At 62.1% G+C, this 24655-nt stretch carries 23 protein-coding genes and 1 pseudogene; 5 read left to right on the top strand and 19 right to left on the bottom strand.

The window, feature by feature from the left end; all coding sequences use genetic code 11:
- Positions 1-223: 223 nt before the first annotated feature.
- From BHD08_RS10985 to BHD08_RS11030, 10 genes are all read right to left on the bottom strand, one after another.
- Positions 224-805, bottom strand: a complete 582-nt coding sequence (locus tag BHD08_RS10985; protein ID WP_122099893.1) for a hypothetical protein — start codon at positions 803-805, stop codon at positions 224-226.
- Between the two features lie 101 nt (positions 806-906).
- A complete protein-coding gene (locus tag BHD08_RS10990) occupies positions 907-1791 on the bottom strand; it encodes a DUF2971 domain-containing protein (protein ID WP_125022175.1) in 885 nt (294 codons plus the stop codon).
- Between the two features lie 359 nt (positions 1792-2150).
- A complete protein-coding gene (locus BHD08_RS10995) occupies positions 2151-3041 on the bottom strand; it encodes an alpha/beta fold hydrolase (protein WP_125022177.1) in 891 nt (296 codons plus the stop codon).
- Between the two features lie 153 nt (positions 3042-3194).
- The gene (locus BHD08_RS11000; protein WP_125022179.1) at positions 3195-4187 is read right to left on the bottom strand and encodes a TRAP transporter substrate-binding protein; all 993 of its coding nucleotides are present in this window, start codon (positions 4185-4187) and stop codon (positions 3195-3197) included.
- A 54-nt stretch (positions 4188-4241) separates the two neighbouring features.
- Positions 4242-5069 (bottom strand): CoA ester lyase, encoded by an 828-nt coding sequence (locus BHD08_RS11005; RefSeq protein ID WP_125022181.1) that lies wholly within the window; start codon positions 5067-5069, stop codon positions 4242-4244.
- 20 nt (positions 5070-5089) lie between these two features.
- Positions 5090-6295 (bottom strand): CaiB/BaiF CoA-transferase family protein, encoded by a 1206-nt coding sequence (locus tag BHD08_RS11010; RefSeq protein ID WP_125022184.1) that lies wholly within the window; start codon positions 6293-6295, stop codon positions 5090-5092.
- Positions 6296-6425: 130 nt separating this feature from the next.
- On the bottom strand, positions 6426-7778 hold the full coding sequence (locus BHD08_RS11015; protein ID WP_125022185.1) for an MmgE/PrpD family protein: 1353 nt from the start codon (positions 7776-7778) through the stop codon (positions 6426-6428).
- Positions 7775-8179 carry a VOC family protein gene (locus tag BHD08_RS11020; RefSeq protein ID WP_125022187.1) on the bottom strand — a complete coding sequence of 135 codons (405 nt, stop codon included), beginning with the start codon at positions 8177-8179 and terminating at the stop codon, positions 7775-7777. The genes BHD08_RS11015 and BHD08_RS11020 overlap by 4 nt, the downstream gene beginning before the upstream one ends.
- A gap of 114 nt (positions 8180-8293) precedes the next feature.
- Positions 8294-9457 (bottom strand): acyl-CoA dehydrogenase family protein, encoded by a 1164-nt coding sequence (locus BHD08_RS11025; protein WP_125022189.1) that lies wholly within the window; start codon positions 9455-9457, stop codon positions 8294-8296.
- A gap of 76 nt (positions 9458-9533) precedes the next feature.
- Positions 9534-10355: a MaoC family dehydratase N-terminal domain-containing protein gene (locus tag BHD08_RS11030; protein ID WP_125022191.1), complete on the bottom strand. Its 822-nt coding sequence runs from the start codon at positions 10353-10355 to the stop codon at positions 9534-9536.
- Positions 10356-10480: 125 nt separating this feature from the next.
- On the opposite strand from BHD08_RS11030, the gene BHD08_RS11035 reads away from it, so the two are divergent.
- Positions 10481-11374 carry a LysR family transcriptional regulator gene (locus tag BHD08_RS11035; protein ID WP_125022193.1) on the top strand — a complete coding sequence of 298 codons (894 nt, stop codon included), beginning with the start codon at positions 10481-10483 and terminating at the stop codon, positions 11372-11374.
- A 72-nt stretch (positions 11375-11446) separates the two neighbouring features.
- On the top strand, positions 11447-12772 hold the full coding sequence (locus tag BHD08_RS11040; RefSeq protein ID WP_125022195.1) for a DUF2254 domain-containing protein: 1326 nt from the start codon (positions 11447-11449) through the stop codon (positions 12770-12772).
- Here the strand turns inward: BHD08_RS11040 and BHD08_RS11045 are convergent.
- The gene (locus tag BHD08_RS11045; RefSeq protein WP_125022197.1) at positions 12730-12948 is read right to left on the bottom strand and encodes a hypothetical protein; all 219 of its coding nucleotides are present in this window, start codon (positions 12946-12948) and stop codon (positions 12730-12732) included. The two genes, BHD08_RS11040 and BHD08_RS11045, sit on opposite strands and share 43 nt — an antisense overlap.
- On the opposite strand from BHD08_RS11045, the gene BHD08_RS11050 reads away from it, so the two are divergent.
- Positions 12926-14233, top strand: coding sequence for an MFS transporter (locus BHD08_RS11050; RefSeq protein WP_015277443.1), 1308 nt, complete (start codon positions 12926-12928; stop codon positions 14231-14233). The genes BHD08_RS11045 and BHD08_RS11050 overlap by 23 nt on opposite strands.
- Before the next feature lie 5 nt (positions 14234-14238).
- Here BHD08_RS11050 and arfB read toward each other — a convergent pair whose 3' ends face one another.
- Positions 14239-14652 carry an alternative ribosome rescue aminoacyl-tRNA hydrolase ArfB gene (arfB, locus tag BHD08_RS11055; protein ID WP_015277444.1) on the bottom strand — a complete coding sequence of 138 codons (414 nt, stop codon included), beginning with the start codon at positions 14650-14652 and terminating at the stop codon, positions 14239-14241.
- Positions 14653-14788: 136 nt separating this feature from the next.
- Here arfB and BHD08_RS11060 point away from each other — a divergent pair, with 136 nt between their 5' ends.
- Entirely contained in the window at positions 14789-15832 is a 1044-nt protein-coding gene (locus BHD08_RS11060; protein WP_125022199.1) for a metal-dependent hydrolase, read from the top strand.
- A 49-nt stretch (positions 15833-15881) separates the two neighbouring features.
- Here BHD08_RS11060 and BHD08_RS23490 read toward each other — a convergent pair whose 3' ends face one another.
- The 7 genes and pseudogenes from BHD08_RS23490 to BHD08_RS11090 all read right to left on the bottom strand — a co-directional run bounded on the left by BHD08_RS23490 (position 15882) and on the right by BHD08_RS11090 (position 22394).
- Positions 15882-16754, bottom strand: coding sequence for a methyl-accepting chemotaxis protein (locus tag BHD08_RS23490; RefSeq protein WP_375708251.1), 873 nt, complete (start codon positions 16752-16754; stop codon positions 15882-15884).
- A pseudogene (locus tag BHD08_RS23495) lies at positions 16740-18164 on the bottom strand (HAMP domain-containing protein); the annotation flags it as partial. The pseudogene BHD08_RS23495 and the gene BHD08_RS23490, both read right to left, overlap by 15 nt.
- Positions 18073-19851, bottom strand: a complete 1779-nt coding sequence (locus BHD08_RS11070) for an ABC transporter ATP-binding protein (RefSeq protein ID WP_125022202.1) — start codon at positions 19849-19851, stop codon at positions 18073-18075. The pseudogene BHD08_RS23495 and the gene BHD08_RS11070, both read right to left, overlap by 92 nt.
- The gene (locus tag BHD08_RS11075) at positions 19844-20473 is read right to left on the bottom strand and encodes a DsbA family protein (protein WP_125022204.1); all 630 of its coding nucleotides are present in this window, start codon (positions 20471-20473) and stop codon (positions 19844-19846) included. Before BHD08_RS11075 ends, BHD08_RS11070 begins: the two co-directional genes overlap by 8 nt.
- A 46-nt stretch (positions 20474-20519) precedes the next feature.
- Positions 20520-21455, bottom strand: a complete 936-nt coding sequence (locus BHD08_RS11080; protein WP_125022206.1) for a rhodanese-related sulfurtransferase — start codon at positions 21453-21455, stop codon at positions 20520-20522.
- A gap of 122 nt (positions 21456-21577) precedes the next feature.
- Entirely contained in the window at positions 21578-21874 is a 297-nt protein-coding gene (locus BHD08_RS11085) for a BolA family transcriptional regulator (RefSeq protein ID WP_125022208.1), read from the bottom strand.
- A 13-nt stretch (positions 21875-21887) separates the two neighbouring features.
- Entirely contained in the window at positions 21888-22394 is a 507-nt protein-coding gene (locus BHD08_RS11090) for a DUF2059 domain-containing protein (RefSeq protein WP_125022210.1), read from the bottom strand.
- Between the two features lie 147 nt (positions 22395-22541).
- Here BHD08_RS11090 and BHD08_RS11095 point away from each other — a divergent pair, with 147 nt between their 5' ends.
- Complete coding sequence (locus BHD08_RS11095; RefSeq protein ID WP_125022212.1) at positions 22542-23936, top strand: class II fumarate hydratase; 1395 nt, start codon at positions 22542-22544, stop codon at positions 23934-23936.
- The last annotated feature ends 719 nt before the right edge of the window (positions 23937-24655 follow it).

The following is a 24655-nucleotide window of genomic DNA, read 5'->3' on the forward strand; positions in this document are numbered from 1 at the left end:
CACAAAACCCGCCCGACGGCGGGGTAGATAATGAAGTGAGTTTTTGGTGGTTGTGGTGAGAAGCGAAACTGCCGGAACAGACGGGGCTAGCTGCGGGACAAGGCCGATAACAACCGTGACCGTTGATATCGCTTGCACGCTTTGCCCCCTGCATTATCCCTAAGTAGAGGGCTGAAATAACAAATATCATCTTGAAGTCCGGAACAAAAAATAACACCCCTAGTTATTGCTCTATCTCTTTTCGCGCCTCGGGATTTAAAGATAGCTTAACCAGCTCAAGACTGGTAAGCCCTGAGTTGCTAAGACCGATGTCTTCTCGTATGGCCAAGTACAGAGAATTAACTGCGCGAAATAGATTCTTTGTGTCACCACTCCCTGAAACGGTTTCAAAATATATTTGTGCTTTAATTACTTTCGGCGACCCCCAAAGCAATATGTCGGATTTGAACTTGAATGCGAAGCACACTAACTCTTGGGGATCAACCTCTTTTAGCGAAAGATTTTTATTCGACGCACCCATCATTCTGCTGATTATATCGACAAAGCCTTGATATATTTCGATCTTCTTAAGTCTATGAGCTTCATCTGCAGCGCGCTTGCGCTCATGCGCCTGGCTTATTAAAAGGGCTGATATGCCAACTAGAATGGTCGCCATAGCACCAATTATGGCGGCTGTTATTTCTGGACTGGCGGCGGCGAGCGCACTTAAAAACTCTTTAATAAGAAGCCATAAACCATAGACGATAGCTCCGATTGCACAAATACCTATAAGAAATTGCAAAAATTTAAATATTTTTGATTTCATGATTTCGTCTCTAAAATAATGAATGAGGCACGCGGCAATGGTGGGCGGAGGAACCAGCGAGGGCTATGAAAATGCCGGCACGATTAAATTAGCGCTTACTTTTACTGACCAGTTAGGCAAAGCTGACTGCGCTCAATGCCCCCCTTGTCATGAGTAATTTTTAGAATATTCGCCATTGGATACTTTTGTTCTGCAATCGCGCATATGCTTTCGACAAAATCTGGTTTAGCTCGCGCGCCGAAAATAATTGAATTCAACTCTTCCGGATAAAATATATAGTCGCCATGTAAGACATCGATCTCATTGGGTCGCCAGGTTATTAATCTCCATTCTTGCTCATAGGACCAAACCGTCTTTTTGGTATAGCAGACTGCCTCCAATGCCTTTTGTCGTAAACTTTGTGTATTTCCATACAGCAGAAAGTCTAGCCCTGTTCCGGCGACTGCCCTCTTTTCGGTATAGATAACGGGCTTGGCTTCATGAAATGGACTTTCCGGTAATGCGGCCGAGAAACCAAAAGCGCAGCCAGAATGATTCTCTGCGTACGTGCCCCACATGACATCATTGTGCGACGTCGCAGTAAGGCACAGGACTCGTGCAGTCCGAATGTCTAGTGAATCAAAATGTTCTCGCAGCGCTTGTTCAATTTTTTCGTCCGCTTGCGGGTTCGCGAAGTTTCCGAGAAGCTCCAGCAGCGCTTCTTCTGAGACTCCGTCCATTAGCGACTGCTGGATGTAGTTAAGAAGCATCCATGTAGTTGGTGCTAAGCGTGCCAAGTCTGCAGTTCTCCTTCCGCCGGCAATATCAATTAATGCCTGTGAAAAGAGTTTATGAGAGTCACTGACAGTCGGCCCGAAGCGAGGCATGCGTTGGAATTCTGCCAGATCGTTGAAGATGGACGGGCTCGACCAGCGAAGCCTACCACTCCCGAGAATAATTTCGGCTGTGGAAGGATTAGTGTACTTGTAGAAAACTTCAGGCTTCACAGACGCCTCACTTTGTTGCCTAACTATATATAAGACACTGAGCAAACTTGTGGTATACGTTCCGTTCGCCCTTCTCTCCAATCCAAGCCTCTAGCTCAGCCGCCCCAAAGACGCTGTGAATTTAATTTATACTCCAGCCCCGAGACGCATGAAAATGGCGCCATCAGATTTCGCCCGCCTGCGCCCCCTCAGCACGCTCTACCCTTGCCGTGTCGATAAGCCTTCGAGATTGCATGCCGTGTAGAGCCGCAAAAAACTGGCAAGCACAAGCGCCAGGCCTAGCAGAGCCCTAGAAAAACCAACCACTGCAGGCGAGAGAAACGGTTAGGTCTCGCCGCCCGCAGCATGTAACAACGGGCTCAGTCCCCCTGACAGAACTGCAGAATCGCGTCGGCCACCGCCTGCGGTGCCTCGCGCTGGGGGAAATGGCCGACGCCTGGCAATAGCTGTCGGTGGTAAGGGCCGCTGAACAAGGCCTCACGCCCGGCCGAGGTTTCCGGTGCGTTGCAGGTATCGGCCTCGCCGTGCAGCACCAGCGTCGGCACGGCGAGCACCGGGGCCGGTTGCAGCAGCGCCTCGTCCGATGCATAGGCAGGATCGCCGTCGACGAAGCCCCAGCGGTGGCGGTAGGAGTGCAGTACCACGGCAGCCCAGTCCGAGTTGTCGAACGCCTCCAGCGCCCGGATGAAATCCGCCTCGGCGTACCAGCCGGCCGGTGACCAGGTATCCCACAGCAGCCGCGTGAAGGCCGCGCGATCCTCAACTACCGTCTGCTCGCCGCGCGGGGTGGCCATGTACCAGTGGTACCAGTAGTTGCGCGCCTGGCTGAGCGAGATGTGCTGGTTCGGGTCGTTGGTGCCGTAGCCCACCGCGAGCATTACCAGCCGTGCGGCGGCGTGATGGCGCAGCCCGCAGGCATTGGCCACCGCCCGCGCGCCCCAGTCGTGGCCGACCAGCACCGGCTGGTCGAGGCGCAATGCGTCGATGAAATCCAGCAGATCGCGGCCCAATGCGGCCAGCTGGCCGCTGCGTGGGGTCAGCGGATCAGTGAAGCGTGTCTGGCCGAAGCCGCGCAGCGTCGGGCAGAGCACGCGATAGCCTGCTGCGGCCAGGCGCTCGGCGACCTGGGTCCAGCTCTCCGCACAGTCCGGCCAGCCATGCACGAGCACAGCCACCTGTTGGCCGCGGGGATTCCATTCGAGATAAGCGATATCCAGCACCGGCGTGCTGACAAAGGCATAGCGACTCATGCCGGCGTCTCCTTACGTTGGTCGAGCGGCCAGCATAAGCGTTCGTCTGGGTAAAAAAAGCAGGCCCGTCTCATCTGCACGGGCGTCGCATTGTCGATTGCGAGAGGAACCTGGGCGAGTTCACACTGCGCCCCCCAGGCGGCTGGCTTGGTGTCAGGAGCGGTTGGCGGCTTGTGCCGCCTCGATCAGCTCGGCGCCAATCTCGTTCTCGAACTTCTTCCACACCGGTTTCATCGCCTCGCGCCACATCGCGCGCTGCTCGGGGGTCAGTTCGATGATTTCGGTCTTGCCGGAGGCGGCGATGGCCTGGCGCGCCTGCTGGTTGAGGTCGTCGGCCTGGCGGTTCACCTCGGCGGTGACCTCTTCCATGATCGTTTCCAGCTCGCCGCGCACGTCTTCCGGCAGGCCGTTCCAGAACTTGGTGTTGGTGATCACCATGTAGTCGATCAGGCCGTGGTCGGAGGCGGTCATGTAAGGCTGGACCTCGTGCACCTTCTGGCTTTCATAGTTCGACCAGGTGTTCTCGGTGCCATTGACCACACCGGTCTGCAGGCCCTGGTAAACCTCGGCAAAGCTCATCTTGCGCGGGTTGGCGCGCACTGCCTTGAACTGCTCGTCGAGCACTGCTGAGGCCTGTACGCGGAACTTCAGCCCACGCGCATCCTTCGGCTCGCGCAGCGGCTTGTTCGCCGAAAGTTGCTTCATTCCGTTGTGCCAGTAGGCCAGGCCGGTGATGTTCTTGTCCTCCATCGCGCGCAGCAGCGCCTTGCCCTGCGGGCCGCTCTGGAAACGATCGGCAGCCGCCAGGTCATCGAACAGGAACGGCAGGTCATAGATCTGAATGGCCTTGGCGTAATGCTCGAACTTGGCCAGCGAGGGCGCCAGCATGTGCACGTCACCGAGCAGCAGGGCCTCCATTTCCTTGCCGTCGCCGAACAGCGAGGAGTTCGGGTAGACCTCGACCTTCACCTTGCCCGGCAGGCGTTCCTCGGCGAACTTCTTGAACAGCAGGGCGCCCTGCCCCTTCGGTGTGTTGTCCGCCACCACATGGGCGAACTTGATGGTCACGGGGTCGGCGGCATGCACCAGCCCGGCGACGGTGAAAGAAAGCGCGCAGGCGACTGCCTTGAGCTTGTTACTCAGCATGGAAGTACCCTCTTGTTTTTGTCGGTTGGTACGTTTCGCAGGCAAGCGTTGCGGTCAGGGCACCGCTTGTCCGGCACGTTGCAGCAGGCGACGGGCACGGCCGATGACGGGGGCATCGACCATCTGTCCGTCCACCACGAAAACCCCATCGCCGGAGGCTCCGGCGGCGAGGATGCGTTGCGCCCAGTCCAGTTCCGCGGCACTGGGCATCAGGGTTTCGTGCACCACAGCCACCTGGCTCGGGTGGATGCACAGCAGGCCGCCAAAGCCCATGTCACGCGCATCGGCAGCGGCACGGGCGAGGCCTTCGAGGTTCTTGATGTCGGGGAAGACGCTGTCCAGCGGTGCTGCCAGCCCGGCCAATCGCGACTGCAGCAGCAGCGCATAGCGTGCCTGGTCGAGCATGCGCTCGGCGCCGGCGGTGCCATTGGCCAGGCCGAGATCGAGGCCCAGGTCCAGCGCGCCGAAGGACAGCCGCTCGACACCCTGGGCATGGGCAATTTCCGCCAGATTGGCCAGCCCGCGGGCGCTTTCGACGATTGGCCAGACCGGCTTGCCGCAGCTGGCCGCCAGCGCAACCTGCACCGCGCTTTCGACCTTCGGCAGCAGCACGCCGGCAACGCCGGCATGACGGGCACAAAGCGCCAGGTCCGCGGCCTGCTCGGCGTGGGTTGGCGCGTTGATGCGCACCAGGACGCTCGCCTCCGGGTTGGCCGTAAGAAACGCGTCGAGATTGGACCGTGCCTCGCTTTTCAGATTCTCGGCAACGGCATCTTCCAGGTCGACGATGACCGCGTCGGCGCCGCTCGCCAGCGCCTTGGGGATGCGCTCCGGGCGGGTCGCCGGGACGAACAGCGCGCTACGAATGATCGATGAGTTCATGGGCTGGCTCCTCGGCGCGCTCATACCGCGCCCTGCTCGTGCAAGCGCTGAATGTCGCCGGGGGCATAGCCCAGTTCGGTCAGCAGGCTATCGGTGTGCTGGCCCAGCGCGGGGATCGGGTCCATGCGCGGGGCAAAGGCGCTGTTGCGCCCCGGCGGCAGCAGCGCCGGCAGGCGGCCGGATGGACTTTCCACCTCGCTCCAGCGCTGGCGGGCCTTGAGCTGCGGATGCGCCCAGACGCCGGCCATGTCGTTGACGTGCGCATTGGCGATGGGCGCGGCGTCGAGCCGCGCAATCACTTCGTCGGCACTCAGCTTGCCGAACGCGTCGACGATGATCGCGCGCAATGCCTCGCGATTGTCCGAGCGCTGCGAGTTGCTGGAAAAACGATCATCGCTGGCCAATGCCGGCTGCAGCAGGACCTTCTCGCAGAACAGCAGCCACTCGCGCTCGTTCTGCAGCCCGAGCATCACCGTGCCGCCGTCGCCGGTGGGGAATGGGCCGTAGGGGTAGATGGTGGCGTGCGCGGCGCCAGCACGCGGCGGCGGCGTCGCGCCGTTGTAGGCGTAGTACAGCGGGTAGCCCATCCACTCGACCAGACTTTCGAGCATGGAAACGTCGACACGGCTGCCCTCGCCCGTCTTGTCGCGCAGCATCAGCGCCGAAAGCACGCCGGCATAGGCGTACATGCCCGCGGCGATATCGGCGATGGAGCAGCCGGCCTTGGCCATCTCGGTCTCGCCCGGCCCGCCGGTGACGGAGAGAAAGCCGCCCTCGCTCTGGATCAGCAGGTCATAGGCCTTCTTATGTTCGTAGGGGCCGCCCTCGCCGTAGCCGGAGATATCGCAGACGATCAGTCGCGGAAAGCGCTCGTGCAGCGCCTCGAAGGAGAGCCCCATGCGCGCGGCGGCGCCCGGTGCCAGGTTCTGCACCAGCACGTCAGCCTTGGCCAACAGCTGGTCGAGCACCTGGGCAGCGGCGTCCTGTTTCACGTCCAGGCTCAGGCTTTCCTTCGAGCGGTTGGTCCAGACGAAATGCGAGGCCAGGCCGTCGACCCGCTCGTCGTAGCCGCGGGCGAAATCCCCGGCACCGGGCCGCTCGATCTTGATCACCCGAGCGCCGAGGTCGGCCAGCTGGCGCGTGCAGAACGGCGCGGCGATGGCGTGCTCGAGGCTGACCACGGTGATGCCATCGAGTGGGCGGGGTTTGACTTGGCTGTCGTTCATGTTCGGTTCCTGCAAATTCGGCGATGGGTGGAAAACGGCAACGCCTTTTCCACGCGTGTGTTCATGCCCTGCGACTCTGGCGCCACTTTGGTGGATGAGGCTTCGCCGTCACCCACCCTACGATTCAGTTTCAGGCCAATGCGTCCAGCCGCTGCAGCTCGCGCAGGCGCCAGACCGTATCGATCAGCAGGCCCGCCTCGTCATCGCTGCGCGCCGCGGAGAACTGCACCAGGCGGCGGAATTTGTCCTCCAGCTCGACGCGGCTCAGCGTGTTGCCCGGGTCGCCCTTCGGCTCGTCGATGGCGCCGTGCAGCGTGCGGCCATCGGCGGTGATCACTTCGACGCGACCGAGCCAGCGTGCCGGGTAGGCGTCGTCCACCTCGGGATCGAGGGTCATCGAGACCTTCGCGCGGAACTCGCCGACGCGCGAGTCGCTGAGCGCATGGCTGTGGAATTCGGTCAGGCCGGCCTTGCCGTACAGGGCGATCAGCCCCAGCACGGTGCCCATGGAGAACTTCGCCTGATGCACCGTCTGCGGCACCGTCACGCGGCCGAGCACGTCGATCGCGCCCTGGTGTACGCGGGTGGTGACCGAGGCGATCTCGTCCGCCTGCAATCCCTCGCGCTGCATCAGCGCCAGCAGCGCATCGGCCGCCGGATGGGTGTGCCGGCACGAGGCGTGGAACTTGAACGAGGTTTCCGCCAGCGCCCAGCGGCTGCCGAGGCGATCTGACAGCGCACTCGGATTGGCGTCCTTCGACATGCCTGCGGCCATGCCCTGCTCGCCTTCGAGGATGTTCTGCGCGCCGGTCAGGCCATCGGCCGTGAGGTACGCAGCGAGCAGGCCATCAGCCGCCGCCTTGGCGGTGTGCAGCTGCTTGGAATCCGCCGCATCGCGGAGGAATTCCCACAGCCCCGCCGCTTGCGTACCGGCGCTGCCGAGCAGATGGGTGAACTGCTGCTGGTCGAAATCCATCAGCTTGCCGACTGCCACCGCTGCGGCCAGCGTGCCGACCGTCGCGGTGGTGTGGAAGATGCGGTAATGCGAGCGGCCGAGGAACTCGCCGATGCGGATGCCCGCCTCGTAGCCGGCCACCGAGGCCACCAGCAGCTCACGGCCGGTCTTGCCGAGATCCTGCGCCGCTGCCAGCGCAGCGGGAAACACCACGGTGGCCGGGTGCAGCACGGAGCAGTTGTGCAGGTCGTCCTGCTCGACCAGATGCGAGCTGGCAGCGTTCACCAGCGCGGCGAAATAGGCGCTGCTGCTGCGGCCGTTGACCAGAATGCGCGCCGGCCCGTCGGCCGGGCCCATCTTCTGCGCGTAACGCTCGAACAGCGGAATCGGATGCGAGCCGGCGCTGGCCAGCGCCGAGCCGAGCCAGTCGAGAAAGAGGTCTTCGGTACGGGCAAGCACCGGCTCGGGGATCTGCTCGTAGGCGAGCCCGGAAAGAAATTCGGTCAGGGCACGGGTGTGCTGGCTCATGCGTTGGGCTCCAGCGGATGCTCTAACGGATTGGACAGTTCGATGAGGTTCTGGTCGGGGTCGCGCAGGTACACCGAGCGGATCGGTCCGATCGCGCCGGTGCGCTGCACCGGTCCTTCGACGATGGCGACCTGCTGCGCCTGGAGATGGGCGATCACCTCGGCCAGCGGTGTGGCGACGATAAAGCAGAGGTCCGCCGAACCGGGCGTCGGCCGCTCGGCCTTGGGCTCGAATTCACGCCCGGCCTGGTGCAGGTTGATCTTCTGGTTGCCGAAGGTCAGCGCCTTGCGCCCTTCGCCGAAGGTCACCGCCTGCATGCCGAGCACGCGGGTGTAGAAGTCGATCGTGGCCTCGAGGTCGGCGACGGTCAGCACCAGGTGGTCGAGATGGCTGATATTCATGATGCACTTCCCTCTTTCGTAGGGTGGAAATCGCGAAGCATTTCCACCACCTGTGTCGCCTGTTCGATACGCGTGGAAAAGGCTTCGCCGTTTTCCACCCTACGTTTGGCGCCGTTAGAACGAGCGCGGCAGCTCGAGCAAATGCTCGGCCACGTACGACAGGATCAGGTTGGTGGAGATCGGCGCCACCTGGTACAGCCGGGTTTCGCGAAACTTGCGCTCCACGTCGTATTCGTTGGCAAAGCCGAAACCACCGTGGGTCTGCAGGCAGGCGTTGGCGGCCTCCCAGCTGGCCTTGGCCGCCAGGTACTTGGCCATGTTCGCCGCCGCCCCGGCGTTGCGGCCGCTGTCGTATTCCTCGCAGGCGCGCCAGCGCATCAGGTCCGCGGCCTCGATCTCGATATGCGCTTCGGCGATCGGGAACTGCACGCCCTGGTTCTGCCCGATGGGCCGGCCAAACACCACGCGGTCGCGGGCATAGGCGGCGGACTTCTCGACAAACCAGCGGCCATCGCCGATGCACTCGGCGGCGATCAGCGTGCGCTCGGCATTCAGACCGTCGAGGATGTAGCGGAAACCCTTGCCCTCCTCGCCAATCAGGCTACTGGCGGGAATCTCCAGGTTGTCGAAGAACAGCTCGTTGGTCTCGTGGTTGACCATGTTGGCGATCGGCTGCACGGTCAGGCCGTTGCCGATGGCCTCGCGCAGGTCGACGAGAAAGATCGACATGCCTTCGGACTTGCGCTGCACCTCGGCCAGCGGCGTGGTGCGTGCCAGCAGGATCATCAGGTCGGAATGCTGGATGCGCGAGATCCACACCTTCTGCCCGTTGATGACGTACTTGTCGCCCCGGCGCACAGCAGTGGTCTTGATCTTAGTGGTGTCGGTGCCGGTGGTCGGCTCGGTGACGCCCATGGACTGCAGGCGCAGCTCACCGCTGGCCAGTTTCGGCAGGTAGTAGCGTTTCTGCTCCTCGCTGCCGTTTCTGAGCAGGGTGAACATGTTGTACATCTGCCCATGAATAGTCCCGGAGTTGCCGCCGCAACGGTTGACCTCCTCGAGGATCACCGAGGCCTCGGCCAGGCCCAGGCCCGAGCCGCCGTATTCTTCCGGGATCATCGCCGAGAGCCAGCCGGCCTCGGTCATGGCGGTGACGAAGGCCTCGGGGAAGCCCTTCTCCTCATCGATCCTGCGCCAGTACTCGGCGGGAAATTCGGCACAGAGGGCGCGCACACCTTCGCGGATGAAATTCAGTTCTTCGGTCTTGTTCGGGTTCATCTCGGTTTCTCGCTTGTTCGTTGGGCGCGCATGGCCTCAGCGGTGGATAAGGCTGCGCCGTTATCCACCCTACGGTTCAGTCGAATTCCGCTTCGGCTTTCTGCGCCAGGCCGTTGTGGTCGCCGGCCCAGAGTTCGGCCTTGCCTGGCGCGACGATGCGACCGCCGACTTCGAATGGCTGCGGCGCGATCAGCGGGCGCAGGCCGCGATAGGCGAAGCGGCGCAGGCGGGCGTCAGGATTGGCGCGGCAGAAGGCGCGCAGGTTCAAGGTTGCGATCAGCGGGCCGTGAACGACCAGGCCGGCATAGCCTTCGGTCTCGGTGACGTAGGGCCAGTCGTAATGGATGCGATGGCCGTTGAAGGTGACCGCCGAATAACGGAACAGCAGCGTCGGCGTCGGCGTCACCGCCTCGCGCCAGCCACCGGCGACCATGGGTTCGCCACTGCTGGTCTTCGGCGGGCTCGGCTCGCGGTAGACGATGTCCTGTTCCTCGCGGATGGCCAGGCGGCCGTCCTGCAGGTAATCGTGCTGCACGGTGACGAACAGCAGCGCGCCGCTGCGGCCGTGCTTTTCCTCGATGTGCTTGATGGTCGATACGCGCCGCGCCTCGCCACCGGCTTCCAACGGACGAATGAACTCGACCCGGCCGCCGGCCCACATGCGGTTACGGTTGTCCGCCGGCGGCAGGAAGCCACCGCGCGCCGGGTGACCATCTTCACCCAGCCCGCTTTCGGCGATGGGCTCCTGGAAGAAGCACCACTGCCACAACGGCGGCAAGGCTTCGCCATGAGCAGGAGTGGTTTCGCCGAAGGTGGCGGCGATGCGCATCAGCAGGTTGCGGCTGAGCTGGTCGTGGACTTCTTCGCTGCGGCCAATCCAGGCAGAGATATCGGTCATTGCGGCTTCCGGTCGTTGTCTTTGTTTCACTGGAGAATGCAACGAAGGCGGCGTTCCGTGAATTTGTATTTACCGACACCGGCGTTCGGCTAAGCTGAACGCCGTCCCAAGTACCGGTAGCAAGCATGCATTTCGATCTGGCCGACCTGCGCCTGTTCATTCATATCGCCGAATCCCCCAGCCTGACCCAGGGTGCACGTCGCGCGCACCTGTCGCCAGCGGCGGCCAGCGCACGCATCAAGGCGCTGGAAAGCCAGCTCGACAGCCGCCTGCTCTACCGCGACAGCCGCGGTGTCGAGTTGACGCCGGCCGGGCACAAGCTGCTGCAGCACGCGCGGCTGATCATGCGCCAGGTCGATTACCTGAAAAGCGAGTTCACCGAATACGGCACCGATTCGGCCGGACATATCCGCATCTTCGCCAACACCACGGCCGTGACTGAATTCCTGCCGGAAGTGCTGGCCGGTTTTCTCGCCGAGCGCCCTGGCGTGACCGTTGACCTGCAGGAACGACTGAGCCGCGACATCGTGCGCGGTGTGCTCGACGGCAGCACCGACATGGGCATCATCGCCGGCCCGGTGCAGGCCGAAGGTCTGCAGGTGCTGCACTTCAGCACCGACCGCCTGCTGCTGGCGGTGCCGGTCGGCCATCCGCTGGCGGGCGAGCGAAAGGTCACGCTGCGCCAGACCCTGGCCTATCAGCACATCGGCCTGCACGAAGGCAGCACGCTGCTGACCTTCCTGCGCGACCAGATAGAAAAATTGGGTGGCCAGCTCTCCCTGCGCATCCAGGTTTCCAGCTTCGAGGCGGTGTGCCGGATGATCGAGGCCGGCGTGGGCATCGGCATCATTCCCGAGTCCGCGGCGCGCCGACACAGCCGCACCATGCAGCTGGCGCTGGTGGAACTGGACGAACCCTGGGCAGTGCGCGAACGCAGCATTCTGGTCCGAGAACTGGACGCGCTGCCCGGTAGCGTGCGTGCGCTGATCGCGACCCTGGTCCCCGACGACAAGGGCTGAGCGAACGTTACGCCCCGGATGCTGCCGAAAGGCGGGTAGCCCCGCTTCGGCGGACCATCGCAGGGAGCCCCAATGTCCGCAGCCACCAACAGGCTGTTTCGCCTGTATCACCGCGTCACCGGCAGCATCGCCTTCTACCCGACACTGATCGCGGTCGGCCTCGCCAGCCTGTGCGTCGTCTCCATCGTGCTGGAGATGACCTGGCTACAGCCTTACAAGGAAGACCTCGATCTGGGCCTGGTGAAAAACGCCGACAATGCCCGTCTGATCCTCGGCACCCTGGTGGCAGGCATCATCTCGCTGATGGTGTTCAGCTTCTCGATGGTCATGGTGGTCCTCAACTCGGCCGCGTCCTCGCTCTCGCCACGGGTGATCCCGGGACTGATCAGCAGTCGCAGCCATCAGGTCGTGCTGGGTGTGTATCTCGGCACCATCATCAGCTCGTTGATGCTGATCTCGACCATTCAGGAAGGCGACAACATCAACGTGCCGAGCCTGGGCATCTTCCTGGCGCTGGGGCTAGGCGTGATCTGCCTGTGCCTGTTCGTCTACTTCATCCGCTCGATTTCGCTGTCGATCCAGGTCGATTTCATCCTCAACCGTGTCTACAAGCAGACCTACGATCAGCTGCAACAACGCCATGAGCGGCTGGAGCGTCGCAGCATGGCAAGCTGGCCGGATGACGACGGCTGGCAGACCATCCCCGCGCGGCGCTCCGGCTATTTCAAAGCCTTGAACCTATCCGCCGCCCAGGCGTTGCTCGATGAGCAGGACGCCTGCATGACCGTACAGGTGCACTACGGCTTTTTCGTCATGCCCGGGCACCCGCTGATACGCCTGAACCGCAAGCTCGACGAACGCTGCATAACGCAATTGCTCGACTGCTTCGACTTCTATGTCGAGGAGTACGCGCACCGGCATTTCTTCTTCGGCTTCAAACAGATCGTCGAGATCGCCGTGCGGGCGTTGAGCCCCGGCATCAACGATCCGGGTACGGCGATCAAGGCGATCGACATGATGGGCGTGCTGTTCGCCGAACGCATGAAGCTGCCGGACCATGACGTGGCTCCCGAAGAAGGCGCCCCGCGGATATTCCTGCGCGAGCTCGACCTGCATCGGATGCTCCTGCTGGCCTTCGGCTCGCTGCGCAGCTACGGCCAGAATGACCTGCAGGTTCTGCTGACGTTGCTGCAGGCCTGCAAGAACCTGCTCTTCAGCGCCCCGGGCATCGAGCACGAACGGGTGATCCTGCGCCATGCGCAAGCGATCCTCGAACAAGCCGCCGCCTCGCTGGACGGCGTGCTGGATCGGCAAGCCATAGCCGAAGCGGTGCGGATGCTGAACCAGGCTGTACGTCACGCTGAACCGCTGCCGAACCCATTGGAGCGGGAATCCTGAACGATGCCTGCTGCCCAAGCGTTCAGCACGCCGATCTCCACGCCTGCCCGACAGGTCATGGCCATATTCGACCAGCAGGTCGCATCACGGCGCGCCACCGCACAGGCGTACCGCAACTTGTAATTGGTAGTTTCGTTACTTAGGGTGTTGCCGATGAAATCCTTGATCGCTCCCATCAGTTCCCTGCTTGCTGGCGTGGCGTTGCTGCTGCTCGGCCACGGTCTGCTCAATACGCTGCTGACGCTGCGTGGCGTCGCCGAAGGCTACTCGACCGGGATGGTCGGCCTGCTGATGTCCGGCTACTTCGCCGGGTTCCTGATCGGCACTTGGCTGGCGCCATCGCTGATTCGCCGCATCGGCCATATCCGTACGTTTTCCTTCTACGCCTCGGTGGCCGCCACCGCCGTGCTGCTGCACGTCATGATCGTCAATCCCTGGGTCTGGCTCGTTCTGCGGGTGATCTACGGGGTCGCCTTGGTGACCCTGTACATGGTCATCGAGAGCTGGCTCAACGCTCAGGTCAGCGGCGAGAAGCGCGGCCAGGTGTTTGCGGTGTACATGGCGGTCAACCTCGGTGCGCTGGCGGCAGCGCAGCAGCTGCTGGGTCTCGACAGTCCGATGGAATTCACCCTGTTCGCCCTGGCGACCATTCTCATCGGCAGCGCCATGATGCCGATCACCTTGACCCGCCAGCCGCAGCCGTCGCTGCCAGACATTCCGCCCACCGACCTGCTGCAGCTCGCGCGCATCGCCCCGCTGCCGCTGATGGCGGCCGGCATATCGGGTTTCGTTCTTGGCGGCTTCTGGGGCCTGGCCCCGGTGTATGCCAGCGAAATCGGTTTCGACGCCGCCGGCGTCGGCTTGCTGATGAGTATCACCATTCTCGGCGGCGCGGTGCTGCAATGGCCGATCGGGCTGTTCTCCGACAAACATGAGCGGCGCACCGTACTGCTCTGGGTCGTCGCCTTGGCCGCGGTACTGGCGCTTGCCGTGGCGCCGCTGCTGGCCGGCTCGCTGCTGCTGGGACTGATGTTCGTCTGGGGTGGCCTGGCTTTTTCCATCTATTCCATCGCGGTGGCGCAGATGGTCGATCAGCTGAATCCTGACGAGATTCTCTCCGGCTCCAGTGGCCTGCTGCTGGCCAACGGATTCGGCGCGGCGCTGGGCCCGGTGGCCGCTGGCGGCCTGATGCATCTGTTCGGCCCGATTGCACTGCCGCTGTTCTTCGCGACAGGCCTCGGCGTGCTGGCGTTCTATGCCTTCTACCGGCCGCGCAAGGTATTCGACCTGGTCACCGAACCGCACGGACATTTCACACCGATCCTGCGTACCAGCCCGACGGTGATGGAACTGATGCCCGACACACCGGAAGACGCGACTAGCCAGGAACCGGCGGACGAAAGCGAACTGGACGATATGCCGCCAGCCGAAGCGCCGACGGACATGCGCACCGGAACCTGAAAGCGCTAGTAGTCGACCCGGCCGCGCCCGGCCTTGATCGCGCCGCGTTTGCTCTTGCCCTCAAGCCGACGCTTCTTCGAGCCCAGCGTCGGCTTGGTCGGACGGCGCGCCTTCTCCACCTTGGTGACACTGCGGATCAACTCCGCCAGCCGCTCCAGCGCATCGAGACGATTCTGCTCCTGGGTGCGATAACGCTGCGCCTTGATGACCACCACGCCCTCGCTGGTGATCCGGCTGTCACGTAGCGCCAGCAGCCGCTCCTTGTAGAAAGCCGGCAACGAAGACGCCAGGATGTCGAAGCGCAGATGCAACGCGCTGGACACCTTGTTGACGTTCTGCCCGCCAGCGCCCTGGGCGCGGATGGCGGTCAGCTCGATCTCGGCATCGGGCAACTGCACGGTATTGGAAATTTCCAGCATGAAGGCTCGCAGCGGACGATGGACGCCCGCGATTGTCCTATGCACTGCGCGCCGCCGACACACTTTTTAGATATTTGCAGGACAGACGCCTTCAGCCGTTCGGCTAAGGTAAACCCCCGCCCCAACGGATCAGAACATGGACTCGATCACCCAGGCGCTACTCGGTGCCAGCGTGCAAGGTGCGATGCTCGGTCGCTGGCAGGGTCGCAAGGCTCTCGCTTACGGCGCTGTGCTCGGCACCCTGCCGGACCTCGATGTGGTCATCGACTACGGCGATGCGGTCGCCAACATGACCTATCACCGTGGCTTCAGCCATTCGTTGTTCGTGCTGAGTGTGGTGGCCGTGCTGCTGACCTGGCTGATCAGGCGATTCCGCCCAGACGAGCGATACACCGGTACACGACTGTTCTTCAGCATCTGGCTGGTGCTGATCACTCACGTCCTGCTGGACGCCTTCACCAGCTATGGCACGCAGCTGCTCTGGCCACTGACCACGCCGCCTATCGCCTGGTCCAGCATCTTCATCATCGACCCGCTCTACAGCGTTCCGCTATTGCTCGCCGTGCTGGCGGCTGGCCTCTTCGGGCTGAGCGGGCGAATCGCCAGATGGCCTACCTACGCGCTGATCATCTCAACCGGTTATCTGGGATTCACCCTGGCCGGCAAGCAGATGGCCGAACATCGCGTGCAGTCGGCCGTGGCCAGCCAGGGCATTCAGGCAGAACGCATGTTCAGCACACCGACGCCCTTCAACAGCCTGTTGTGGCGGGTGATTCTGGTGGACGGTGAGCATTATTACGAAACCCTGGTCAGCTGGTGGGATGACGCTCCACCCAGCCTGGTGCGGCTGCCACGCAATGTGCATTTGGCCAAAGCGCTGAGCGATTCACCGCAACATGAGCGATTGCAGTGGTTCACCGGAAACGTGCTGCGCTATGACGAGGATGGCAACCAGCTGCTGGTGACGGACCTGCGACTGGGCATGACCGGATTTCATCCATTTCGCTTCCCGCTCGCTGAACGCACTGCCGAGGGTTGGCAGCTCGTCCCCCTCCCTGAGCGCCTGCCCGCCAATCGGGGCGACATGAGCCGTTTGGCAAGTCTGTGGCAGCGCATCTGGCAGCAGGAACCGGCACTGCCGCTGGCAGCCTGGGCGGCGGAGCTGAACGGTAGTCGATAAGCCAGGCGGCTCGGAGTGCGAGCCGCTTGTGGCTACGTGACTCTAGGTGTCAGGTACGGAACTGGCGAACCAGGCCCTGCAGCTCCACCCCGAGTCGCGCCAGTTCGGCGCTGGCGCCGGCGGTCTGCTCCGTGGCGCTGGCGCTCTGGTCGCCGATATCCCGCACGCGCGTCACGCTTTCGGAAATGTTCTCGGCCACCGCGCTTTGCTGCTCGGCCGCCGCGGCGATCTGCTGGTTCATCTGTTCGATGGTGGACACCGACTCGGTGATCCGACCCAGCGCGACGCCAGCTTCGTTGGCCAGGTCTACGGTGCGCTGGGTGAGGCTGCGGCTGCTCTGCATCTGCTCGACGGCTTGCTGGGCAACGCGTTGCAGATTAGCGATCAGCCCTTCGATCTCTTCGGTGGAATCATGCGTACGCCGGGCCAGCGCGCGAACCTCATCGGCCACCACGGCGAAACCTCGGCCCTGCTCGCCGGCACGTGCCGCCTCGATGGCCGCATTGAGGGCCAACAGGTTGGTCTGCTCGGCAACTGCACGAATGACCTCGAGCACGCTGCCGATCCGCCCGCTTTCGGCATGCAGCGCTTCGATTGCATGAGCTGACTGATCCACCTCGCTGGCCAGATTGCCGATCTGTCCGACCGCATCCTGTACGACCCGATCGCCCTGCCGCGCCTGCTGATCGGCCTGGCGCGCTGCGATGGACGCCTGCTCGGCATTGCGTGCGACCTCTTGCACGGTAGCGGCCATCTCGTGCATGGCGGTCGCGACCTGCTCGGTTTCCACGCGCTGGGTCTGAACCCCAGCACTGGTCTGCGCGGTCACGGCAGACAGTTGATCGGCGGCGGCGGCGATCTGGCTGACGCCGCCACCGATGCGACCGATCAGGTTGCGCAGGCTCTGCGTCATGCCGTGCATGGCGTTCTGCAGCTGCCCGACTTCATCGCGGCGTGCGCTGGCCTCGGAGTGCGTCAGGTCGCCGTTGGCGACGCGCTGGGCCTGCTGGACGGTACTGCGCAGCGGGCCGACGATCATTCGTGAAATGACAGTCGCTGCCAGCAGGCCGACGAAGATGGCCAGCGCGCCGATCACACCGAGCAGCAGGTAGCTGCTGCGCTGTTGCTGCTGCATCGCATTGCTGGCATTGGCCAGCGCCTCGTCGGCGGCAGCGATCACCACCTCGGACTGCTGAGCCATGGAGCGCTCCAGCTCGAGCCGCTCGCCACGATTCTGGCGAAACTCATCGAACGCGGCGCGATATTGCTCCAGCTCCGCGAGGGCCTTGTCCATGGACGCCTGTTGATCATCATTCAGCCAGACCTTCAGGTTGCTGCCGATGGCAGTGACGTTGCCGTGCAGCTCGCCCCAGCTTTTCGCCGCAGCATCGGAGCTATTGGCAACGAACACGTTCTCCTGGGTACGCATGTCGAGGATCTGCTTGGTCAGCCCGGATGTCGCTTCAGCGATCGTCAGCGGGTCGCTACCTTTGAGCCGATCACCCTCCAGACGCAGTACCCGCACCGCGTCATACATATCCAGCTCGATGAACTCGAACTCCTCACGGCTGACTTGCGCCGCATCCTGCATACGCGTGCGCAGCGCCACGCCTCGCTCGATCAGCTGCATGTAACGGTCGAATTGACGCCCGTATTCCTCAGCCGCTTGACGAATTCGCGTCAGGTAGGCCCGCTCCGCCGCGCTGGAACTGGCGTCCAAGCCCGCCAGTTCCGTATTGAGCTGCTGCAAGGAGCTGTGCAGCGCATCAGCGGAAGACTGCTGGCGCGTCAGGGCGAAATCACGCTCCGCTCCGCGAGCGGCCAGAATGGATGCGTTGACGCTCGAGAGCTGCTCGATCTGTTGCGCCCGACCAAGAATTTCATCGACCGCAACGAATCCGGTACCGGCCACGCCGAGCGTCAACAGCAATACCAGGCCGAAGCCGCAGATGAGCTTTTTGCCAACCGAAAGATTGGTGAAGAGATTCAGTACTGGTTCCATCAGAAGGGGTTCCGCAAAAAGGGGCACAACGGGAAGTCGGCAGAGATTACTAATAGTTGAGCATCCAGACAGGATATTTTGGCGCCTTAAGACTGGCGGTAGGCTGAGACTTTCTAGAGAGGGGACTTTGCGGAAGCCATCGCGGAATGCTTTGAGCCGGACCGCCGATGGCCAAGCGCCTGAACGGGCCCGGCCGAACCGGCGAAACCGCGCCGAAGCCCTCGCTGGTGCACCCGCGCTAGTGCTGCAGGTGCCCGTAGAGGCGCGCGTAGAGTCCGCCTTCAGCAATGAGTTGCTGGTGGTCACCGTCTTCGGCGATGCGGCCGCCATCGAAAACGAGTACACGATCAGCCTGTTTTACCGCTGACAGTCGGTGGGCAATGATCAGCGTCGTGCGCCCCTGGAGGAAGCGGTTGAGCCCCTGATGCAGCGCATACTCGGTCGCCGCATCGAGCGCCGAGGTGGCTTCATCGAGAATGACCACTTTCGGCTCGGCGAGAATCATGCGTGCCACAGCCAGCCGTTGCCGCTGCCCGCCGGACAGACGCACACCGGAACGCCCGACGATGCTGTCCAGCCCGTTCGGCAACTGGCGGATCGTATCGGCGAGCTGGGCGATTTCCAGCGCTCGCCAGCAGGCATCGTCATCCCGCTCGCGGCCCATCATCAGGTTGGCTCGCACGCTATCGTTGAACAGCGCCGGATGCTGCAGTACCACCGCCACGTTGTCGCGGACGGTGCTCAGTCCGATTTCCTCGAGTGGCACGCCACCAAAACGGATCTGACCGGCCTGCGGTTGATACAGACCCAGTAGCAACTGCACCAGGGTGCTCTTGCCTCCGCCACTGGCCCCGACGATGGCGACCTTCTCCCCCGGTGCAATGCTGAGATCGAGCCCTTCGAGTACCGGTTCGTCCTGATAGGCGAACTGCAAGCCTCGCACCTCGATTGCAACCGTTGTCTGGCCAGCAAAGGGATCCCGCCCACCGGGATATTGCGGCTCGTCTGCCCGCGCCAGCAGTTGGTTGATCCGGCCCAGCGCACCTCCGGCAGCATAGAAGGCGTACTGCAGACTCAGCAGCTGCTCCACAGGGCCGATCATGAACCAGAGGTAGCTGAACACCGCGAGCATCTGGCCGATCGACAGATCTGAGAACAGCACGGTCAGCATCGCTGCGGCACGAAATACGTCGATACCAAACTGGAACAGCAAGCCGCTGGCACGGTTGGACGCGTCGGTCTTCCACTGCGAGGCAACTGCATAGTCCCGCACTTCGCGCGCGCGCAACCCCAGGCGCCCGAGGAAAAAGCCTTGCCGATTGCCCGCACGCACCTCCTGGATCGCGTCGAGGGTCTCGGTCAGCGCCTGGGTGAAGCGCGAGGTACTGTCGTTCTCAAGCTTCTTCAGATGTTTTACGCGCTTGCCCAATTGCACCGTGGCGAAGATCACCAGCGGATTGAACAGGAGGATCAGCAGAGCGAGTTGCCAGTGCATCCACACCAGAATGGCCGCCGTTCCGATGATCGACAGCACGGCAACCAGCAGACGGCTTAGCGTGTCGCCGATGAACTTGTCGATGGTCTCCAGATCGGTGACCAGATGCGCTGCCACCGTACCGCCGCCAAGGCTTTCGTATTCGGCGAGGGCGATGCGCTTGAGGCGCTCGATCAGCCGCACGCGAATGCGGTACACGATGTCTTTCGACAGCCGCGCAAACAGGCGTGCCTGAAGCACGTTGAACACCAGTGCCGAGGCTCGCAAGACCAGTGTTATACCCAGCATCAGCCCGATATAGCCCGCCGCACTTTCCCAACTGGCAGGCAGGAAGCGATCCATCACCTGCAGTGCAGTATCACCGGCACCTAGCAACACTTCGTCGACCAGCAACGGCAGCAGCAAGGGAATCGGTACGCTGCAGAGCGTCGCCAGCACCGCGACCAGATTCGCCAGAATCAGCGCCTTGCGGTGATGCAGCGCGAGCCTGCGGATTTCCGCCCAGCTGAGTTGGTCAGCCATGGGCGTTGCGCTCCAGCCAGCGCGCCAATAGCGGTGCCAGCGCAGGCAAAGGTTGATAGCCATTGGTAACCAGTGCCAGTTGTCCTTCGTGCTCAGCCAACAACGTGGGGAACCCCGCGATGCCCAGATTCTCCACCCAGATGAAGTCAGCCGCGGTAGCCGCTTTGGTGGCAGGGTCGTCATACCGCTCGGCGAATTCGCTGCGCGAAAAGCCGGCGGCTTCAGCCAGGCCGACGAGCACTGATGGTTGGGTCACATCACGCCCGTGCTCATAGAACGCCTGTTGGATCAGTAACGACAGCGACCAGATACGAGCCTCGTCAAGGCCACGAGCCGCAACGAGGGCTCTGCAGGCTGGTTCGGTGTCGTAGACCAGCGCTTCAGGCAGACCCTGCTCCAGGTTGAAAGCCTGCCCCGTCGCCGAATGCACGGCTTGCCAGTAGGACAATGTGCGCTGTCGCCCGGCCTGATCCATCACGACGCGTTCACGCCGCAGGCCACCGACCCGCAGCTCAAGCGATACGCCCTGCTCCTCCGCTTGCCCGGCTAACGCCGTCATCACCGGCGCAAAACCCCAGCACCAGGAGCACATCGGGTCCATCACATAGATCAGTCGGGCCACTTCGTTACTCCACTACTGCGTGACGGGCTGGCGCGGCGGCCAACGCTCAGCGATCCAGTTCGCGCGGGTCGCGGCCGATGGGATGCGGCTGGTTGCGCTGGCGCGCCAGTTCGATCTGCTTCTGCCGCTCGCGGGCGCCGGCGCGCGTTTTCTCGCTTAACGAATTCCAGCAGTGCGGACAGCTGATTCCCGGAGCGTAGTGCTCCGATTGCCGATCTTCCACGGATAGCGGAGCGCGGCAGGCGTGGCAGAGGTCGAACTCGCCGACGCTGAGGTCATGGCGTACCGTTACCCGGTTATCGAACACGAAGCAGTCACCCTGCCAGCGGCTTTGTGCCTCGGGTACCTCTTCCAGGTATTTGAGAATGCCGCCCTTGAGGTGATAGACCTCTTCGAAGCCCTCGCCGAGCATGTAACTCGACGCCTTTTCGCAACGAATGCCGCCGGTGCAGAACATCGCGACCTTCTTGTGCTTCGCCGGATCGTAGTGGGCCTTGATGTACTCGGGAAACTCGCGGAACGACTTGGTCTTGGGGTCGACCGCGCCCTCGAATGTGCCGATCGCTACCTCGTAGTCATTTCGCGTATCGATGAGAAGCACTTCGGGATCGGCGATAAGCTCGTTCCAGTCTCGCGGTTCCACGTAAGTGCCGACCTGCTTGTTGGGATCGACGCCATCGACGCCGAGCGTGACGATCTCTTTCTTCAGCTTGACCTTGGTGCGATAGAACGGCTGCTCGTCGCAGTACGATTCCTTGTGATCGATATCGGCCAGACGGTCATCGCGACGGAACCAGTCCAGCAGCGCGTCGATGGCCTCGCGCGTCCCGGAAACCGTGCCATTGATGCCTTCTTCCGCGAGCAACAGCGTTCCCTTGATGCCGTGCAGAAGGAGTGCTTCGAGCAAAGGCTCGCGCAACGCAACGTAATCCGGCAGCGATACGAACTTGTACAACGCGGCCACAACGATTCTTTGGGTCATGAGTACTTCCACCAGTGGTCACCCACGTAAAGGGTGGACCGGATACAAACGAAAACGCCGGCGTGGGCCGGCGCGAGCGAAAGTCTAACAAAGAACGCCTGGGCGGTCCTGCGCGAGCGCGTCTACTTATGCCCCCCAGCGCAGACCGGCGACGCCGGGGCCGCGCGCTGTTGCGCCCACTCCTCAGGCGTGTAAGTGTGCAATGCCAACGCATGCACCTCACGCATCAGATCACCCATCGCTGCGTAGGCCCGTTGATGGCGTTTGACTGAGTTCAGACCAGCGAACTGCTGGCTGACGATCACAGCCTTGTAGTGAGTCTCCTGCCCCCGACTGTGCATGTGACTCTCATCGAGGACTTCGAGATGTTCTGGCTGCAGGGCTTGCAGGGCATTCTGAATCGAATCGATCTTGCGCATTTACCTGGGTCTCTCAAGGCTTCTGTTTTTCGAGCTCGGCCGTCATGTCAGCCAGCAACTTGTTCACTTCCGGTACAGCACCTTCCAGCTTGACCTGGGTAAGCTGAGCTGAGCGTGCATTGAGTTCCGGCAGCTTGGTCAGCATCTTCTTGCCCAGCGGGGATTGGTAGAAATCGATCAGCTGATTCAGTTCGGTTTCGGAAAACTGGCTGGTGTACAGGGCGACCAGATCGGGCTTCAACTTGTCCCAGCCTATGGCCTTGTCCAGCGCCGTATTGGCCTGAGCCTGATAGCGCTCGAGCATCGCCTTCTTGCTGTCAGAGCCCTGCGCCTCGGCAAAGCGTTGCGCAAACATCTGCTGCACCTGGGCATAGACGGGTACGGCGAGCCGGTCCGCGTTGGCTAGCTGCAGGAAACGCTCTGCGCTCCCGGCATGGCTCGCGCTATCGGCCATGGCCGATGAACTGATACAGATAAACAGCATTGCAGAGCGCAAGGCCTGAGTACGAAACGTTGGCATTGGAAATCCCTTGGGCAGGCTATAGGTAGCCATCAATGGACACATTCTGCGCCGGGAGTTCCAATGCCTCAAGCCGCGAGCGGTACGTTAGGGGAACCGCCGGCACCGCAAGGCACCCTAACCAGTACTATCGAGCAGGAGCATTTCATGACGCGTACAGAAACCGACAGCCTGGGATCAGTCGAAGTACCGGATCAGGCTTACTGGGGTGCCCAGACGCAACGTTCACTGAGCAATTTCGAAATCGGCACGGAGCGCATGCCGATCGAAGTGCTCCACGCGCTGGCCTTGATCAAGAAAGCCGCAGCACGGGTGAATGATCGGATTGGTGACCTGCCGCCCGATGTGGCTCGCCTGATCGAACAAGCCGCAGACGAGATCCTGCATGGGCAGCACGACGACCAGTTCCCGCTAGTGGTCTGGCAAACCGGCAGCGGCACGCAGAGCAACATGAACGTCAACGAAGTCATCGCGGGTCGCGCCAACGAGCTCGCTGGCGGCACACGCGGGGGCAAGTCTCCCGTGCATCCCAATGATCATGTGAACCGCGCTCAAAGCTCCAATGACTGTTTCCCGACCGCAATGCACATCGCTGCAGCCAAAGCGGTCCATGCCAAGCTGCTTCCCGCGCTGGCAGAGCTCTCAGGCGGCCTCGCAGAGCTCTCGGCCCGGCACAGCAAGCTTATCAAGACCGGACGCACCCATATGATGGATGCCACTCCGATCACCTTTGGCCAAGAGATGTCGGCCTTCGTTGCCCAGCTGGACATTGCCGAACGCACGATTCGTCAGTCCTTACCGGCCGTGTACGAGCTGGCGCAGGGCGGTACTGCCGTAGGAACCGGCCTGAACTCCCCACACGGGTTCGCCGAAGCCATTGCAGCGGAGCTTGCAGCGCTTTCGGGCCTTCCGTTCGTATCTGCGCCCAATAAATTCGCTGCATTGGCGGGACATGAGCCGCTGGTAGCTCTGTCCGGTGCATTGAAGACCCTGGCTGTAGCCTTGATGAAGCTGGCCAATGATCTTCGCCTGCTTGGCTCAGGCCCACGCGGAGGCTTTGCAGAAATACGGTTACCCGCCAACGAGCCTGGGAGTTCGATCATGCCGGGCAAAGTGAACCCAACCCAGTGCGAGGCGTTGTCGATGCTTGCCTGTCAGGTGATGGGTAACGATATGACCATCAGCTTTGCCGCCAGCCAAGGGCATTTACAGCTGAACGTGTTCAAGCCGGTGATCATTCACAACCTGCTTCAATCCATTCAGCTTCTGTCGGACGGGTGTCGCAATTTCAACACTCACTGCATTGCGGGGCTCGAACCGGACCCGGCACGCATGGCGGAGCATCTGGAGCGAGGGCTCATGCTGGTTACCGCATTGAACCCGCATATTGGCTACGACCGAGCAGCGGAGATAGCCAAGAAAGCCTATGCGCAGGGCACCACACTGCGTGAAGCGGCCATGGAGCTCGGCTACCTGAGCAGCGAAGAATTCGATCAATGGGTTCGCCCGGAAACCATGCTCGAATCGGGGCAGCGAGAATAGTGATAAGAGATGAACGGGCTGCTCCTGACCGTTGCCGGCCTCGTACAGCTTGCAATGGCGGACTAACCGCTGAACGAGACGGGCAGGACAACCTGTGTCGTGAATAGCCGGTCGGCTCAATCCCGACTATGTAGCGCGAGGATCGCGTAACGATTGGTCGTTATCGGGTGCGTCAGCTGACACGTGAGCTGAGGCTGGTAGAAGCCAGCCTGGCTCACATGCGTATACCTGGCTCACATGCGTATAAATGAACACCAGATGCACAACCGGCTGAACCGTGAGCTCCCTAGGCGCGCCTGTTCCGCATTCTAAAATCGAAATGGGTACCAGCAACGGATTCCACGGTCTTAGAGGCTCAACGGGGCATCACCCACTTCCGATGCGCTGCTACAACTTGATCACTCCGCATCACTACGACAACGGGCTAACTAGCGGTAGACGAAATCCACTCTGTCAGGGATGTGTTGACCACCACAGACTGCTTTTTGCCCCCGCCCTATCGAGCTGTTCAACAAGCTGCATCTCAAGCACACCTTGCGCAACCTCTCCCCCTGATGATTCACCAGTAGCAACGTAGCCGTCCGCTGGCTGGAACGTCCGACACCATCACTGGCGCTATCTGAAGCAATAGCTTGGACTTGGATACAGCCGCACACGGCCCTTCTGGTGAGGCGCGGCCTATTCCTCCCTCCCAACCCGAGCGGTTTGAAACCGGCCTC

The organism is Pseudomonas sp. SCT (genome assembly GCF_003864275.1).
GTDB lineage: Bacteria > Pseudomonadota > Gammaproteobacteria > Pseudomonadales > Pseudomonadaceae > Stutzerimonas > Stutzerimonas stutzeri_AE.

Bases quoted from the DNA above. Each gene is read 5' to 3' on its own strand.
- BHD08_RS10985 (WP_122099893.1), bottom strand. From the start codon at position 805: ATGAAATCAAAAATATTTAAATTTTTGCAATTTCTTATAGGTATTTGT.
- BHD08_RS10995 (WP_125022177.1), bottom strand. From the start codon at position 3,041: ATGAGTCGCTATGCCTTTGTCAGCACGCCGGTGCTGGATATCGCTTAT.
- BHD08_RS11000 (WP_125022179.1), bottom strand. From the start codon at position 4,187: ATGCTGAGTAACAAGCTCAAGGCAGTCGCCTGCGCGCTTTCTTTCACC.
- BHD08_RS11005 (WP_125022181.1), bottom strand. From the start codon at position 5,069: ATGAACTCATCGATCATTCGTAGCGCGCTGTTCGTCCCGGCGACCCGC.
- BHD08_RS11010 (WP_125022184.1), bottom strand. From the start codon at position 6,295: ATGAACGACAGCCAAGTCAAACCCCGCCCACTCGATGGCATCACCGTG.
- BHD08_RS11015 (WP_125022185.1), bottom strand. From the start codon at position 7,778: ATGAGCCAGCACACCCGTGCCCTGACCGAATTTCTTTCCGGGCTCGCC.
- BHD08_RS11020 (WP_125022187.1), bottom strand. From the start codon at position 8,179: ATGAATATCAGCCATCTCGACCACCTGGTGCTGACCGTCGCCGACCTC.
- BHD08_RS11025 (WP_125022189.1), bottom strand. From the start codon at position 9,457: ATGAACCCGAACAAGACCGAAGAACTGAATTTCATCCGCGAAGGTGTG.
- BHD08_RS11030 (WP_125022191.1), bottom strand. From the start codon at position 10,355: ATGACCGATATCTCTGCCTGGATTGGCCGCAGCGAAGAAGTCCACGAC.
- BHD08_RS11035 (WP_125022193.1), top strand. From the start codon at position 10,481: ATGCATTTCGATCTGGCCGACCTGCGCCTGTTCATTCATATCGCCGAA.
- BHD08_RS11040 (WP_125022195.1), top strand. From the start codon at position 11,447: ATGTCCGCAGCCACCAACAGGCTGTTTCGCCTGTATCACCGCGTCACC.
- BHD08_RS11050 (WP_015277443.1), top strand. From the start codon at position 12,926: ATGAAATCCTTGATCGCTCCCATCAGTTCCCTGCTTGCTGGCGTGGCG.
- BHD08_RS11045 (WP_125022197.1), bottom strand. From the start codon at position 12,948: ATGGGAGCGATCAAGGATTTCATCGGCAACACCCTAAGTAACGAAACT.
- arfB (WP_015277444.1), bottom strand. From the start codon at position 14,652: ATGCTGGAAATTTCCAATACCGTGCAGTTGCCCGATGCCGAGATCGAG.
- BHD08_RS11060 (WP_125022199.1), top strand. From the start codon at position 14,789: ATGGACTCGATCACCCAGGCGCTACTCGGTGCCAGCGTGCAAGGTGCG.
- BHD08_RS23490 (WP_375708251.1), bottom strand. From the start codon at position 16,754: ATGCACGGCATGACGCAGAGCCTGCGCAACCTGATCGGTCGCATCGGT.
- BHD08_RS11070 (WP_125022202.1), bottom strand. From the start codon at position 19,851: ATGGCTGACCAACTCAGCTGGGCGGAAATCCGCAGGCTCGCGCTGCAT.
- BHD08_RS11080 (WP_125022206.1), bottom strand. From the start codon at position 21,455: ATGACCCAAAGAATCGTTGTGGCCGCGTTGTACAAGTTCGTATCGCTG.
- BHD08_RS11085 (WP_125022208.1), bottom strand. From the start codon at position 21,874: ATGCGCAAGATCGATTCGATTCAGAATGCCCTGCAAGCCCTGCAGCCA.
- BHD08_RS11090 (WP_125022210.1), bottom strand. From the start codon at position 22,394: ATGCCAACGTTTCGTACTCAGGCCTTGCGCTCTGCAATGCTGTTTATC.
- BHD08_RS11095 (WP_125022212.1), top strand. From the start codon at position 22,542: ATGACGCGTACAGAAACCGACAGCCTGGGATCAGTCGAAGTACCGGAT.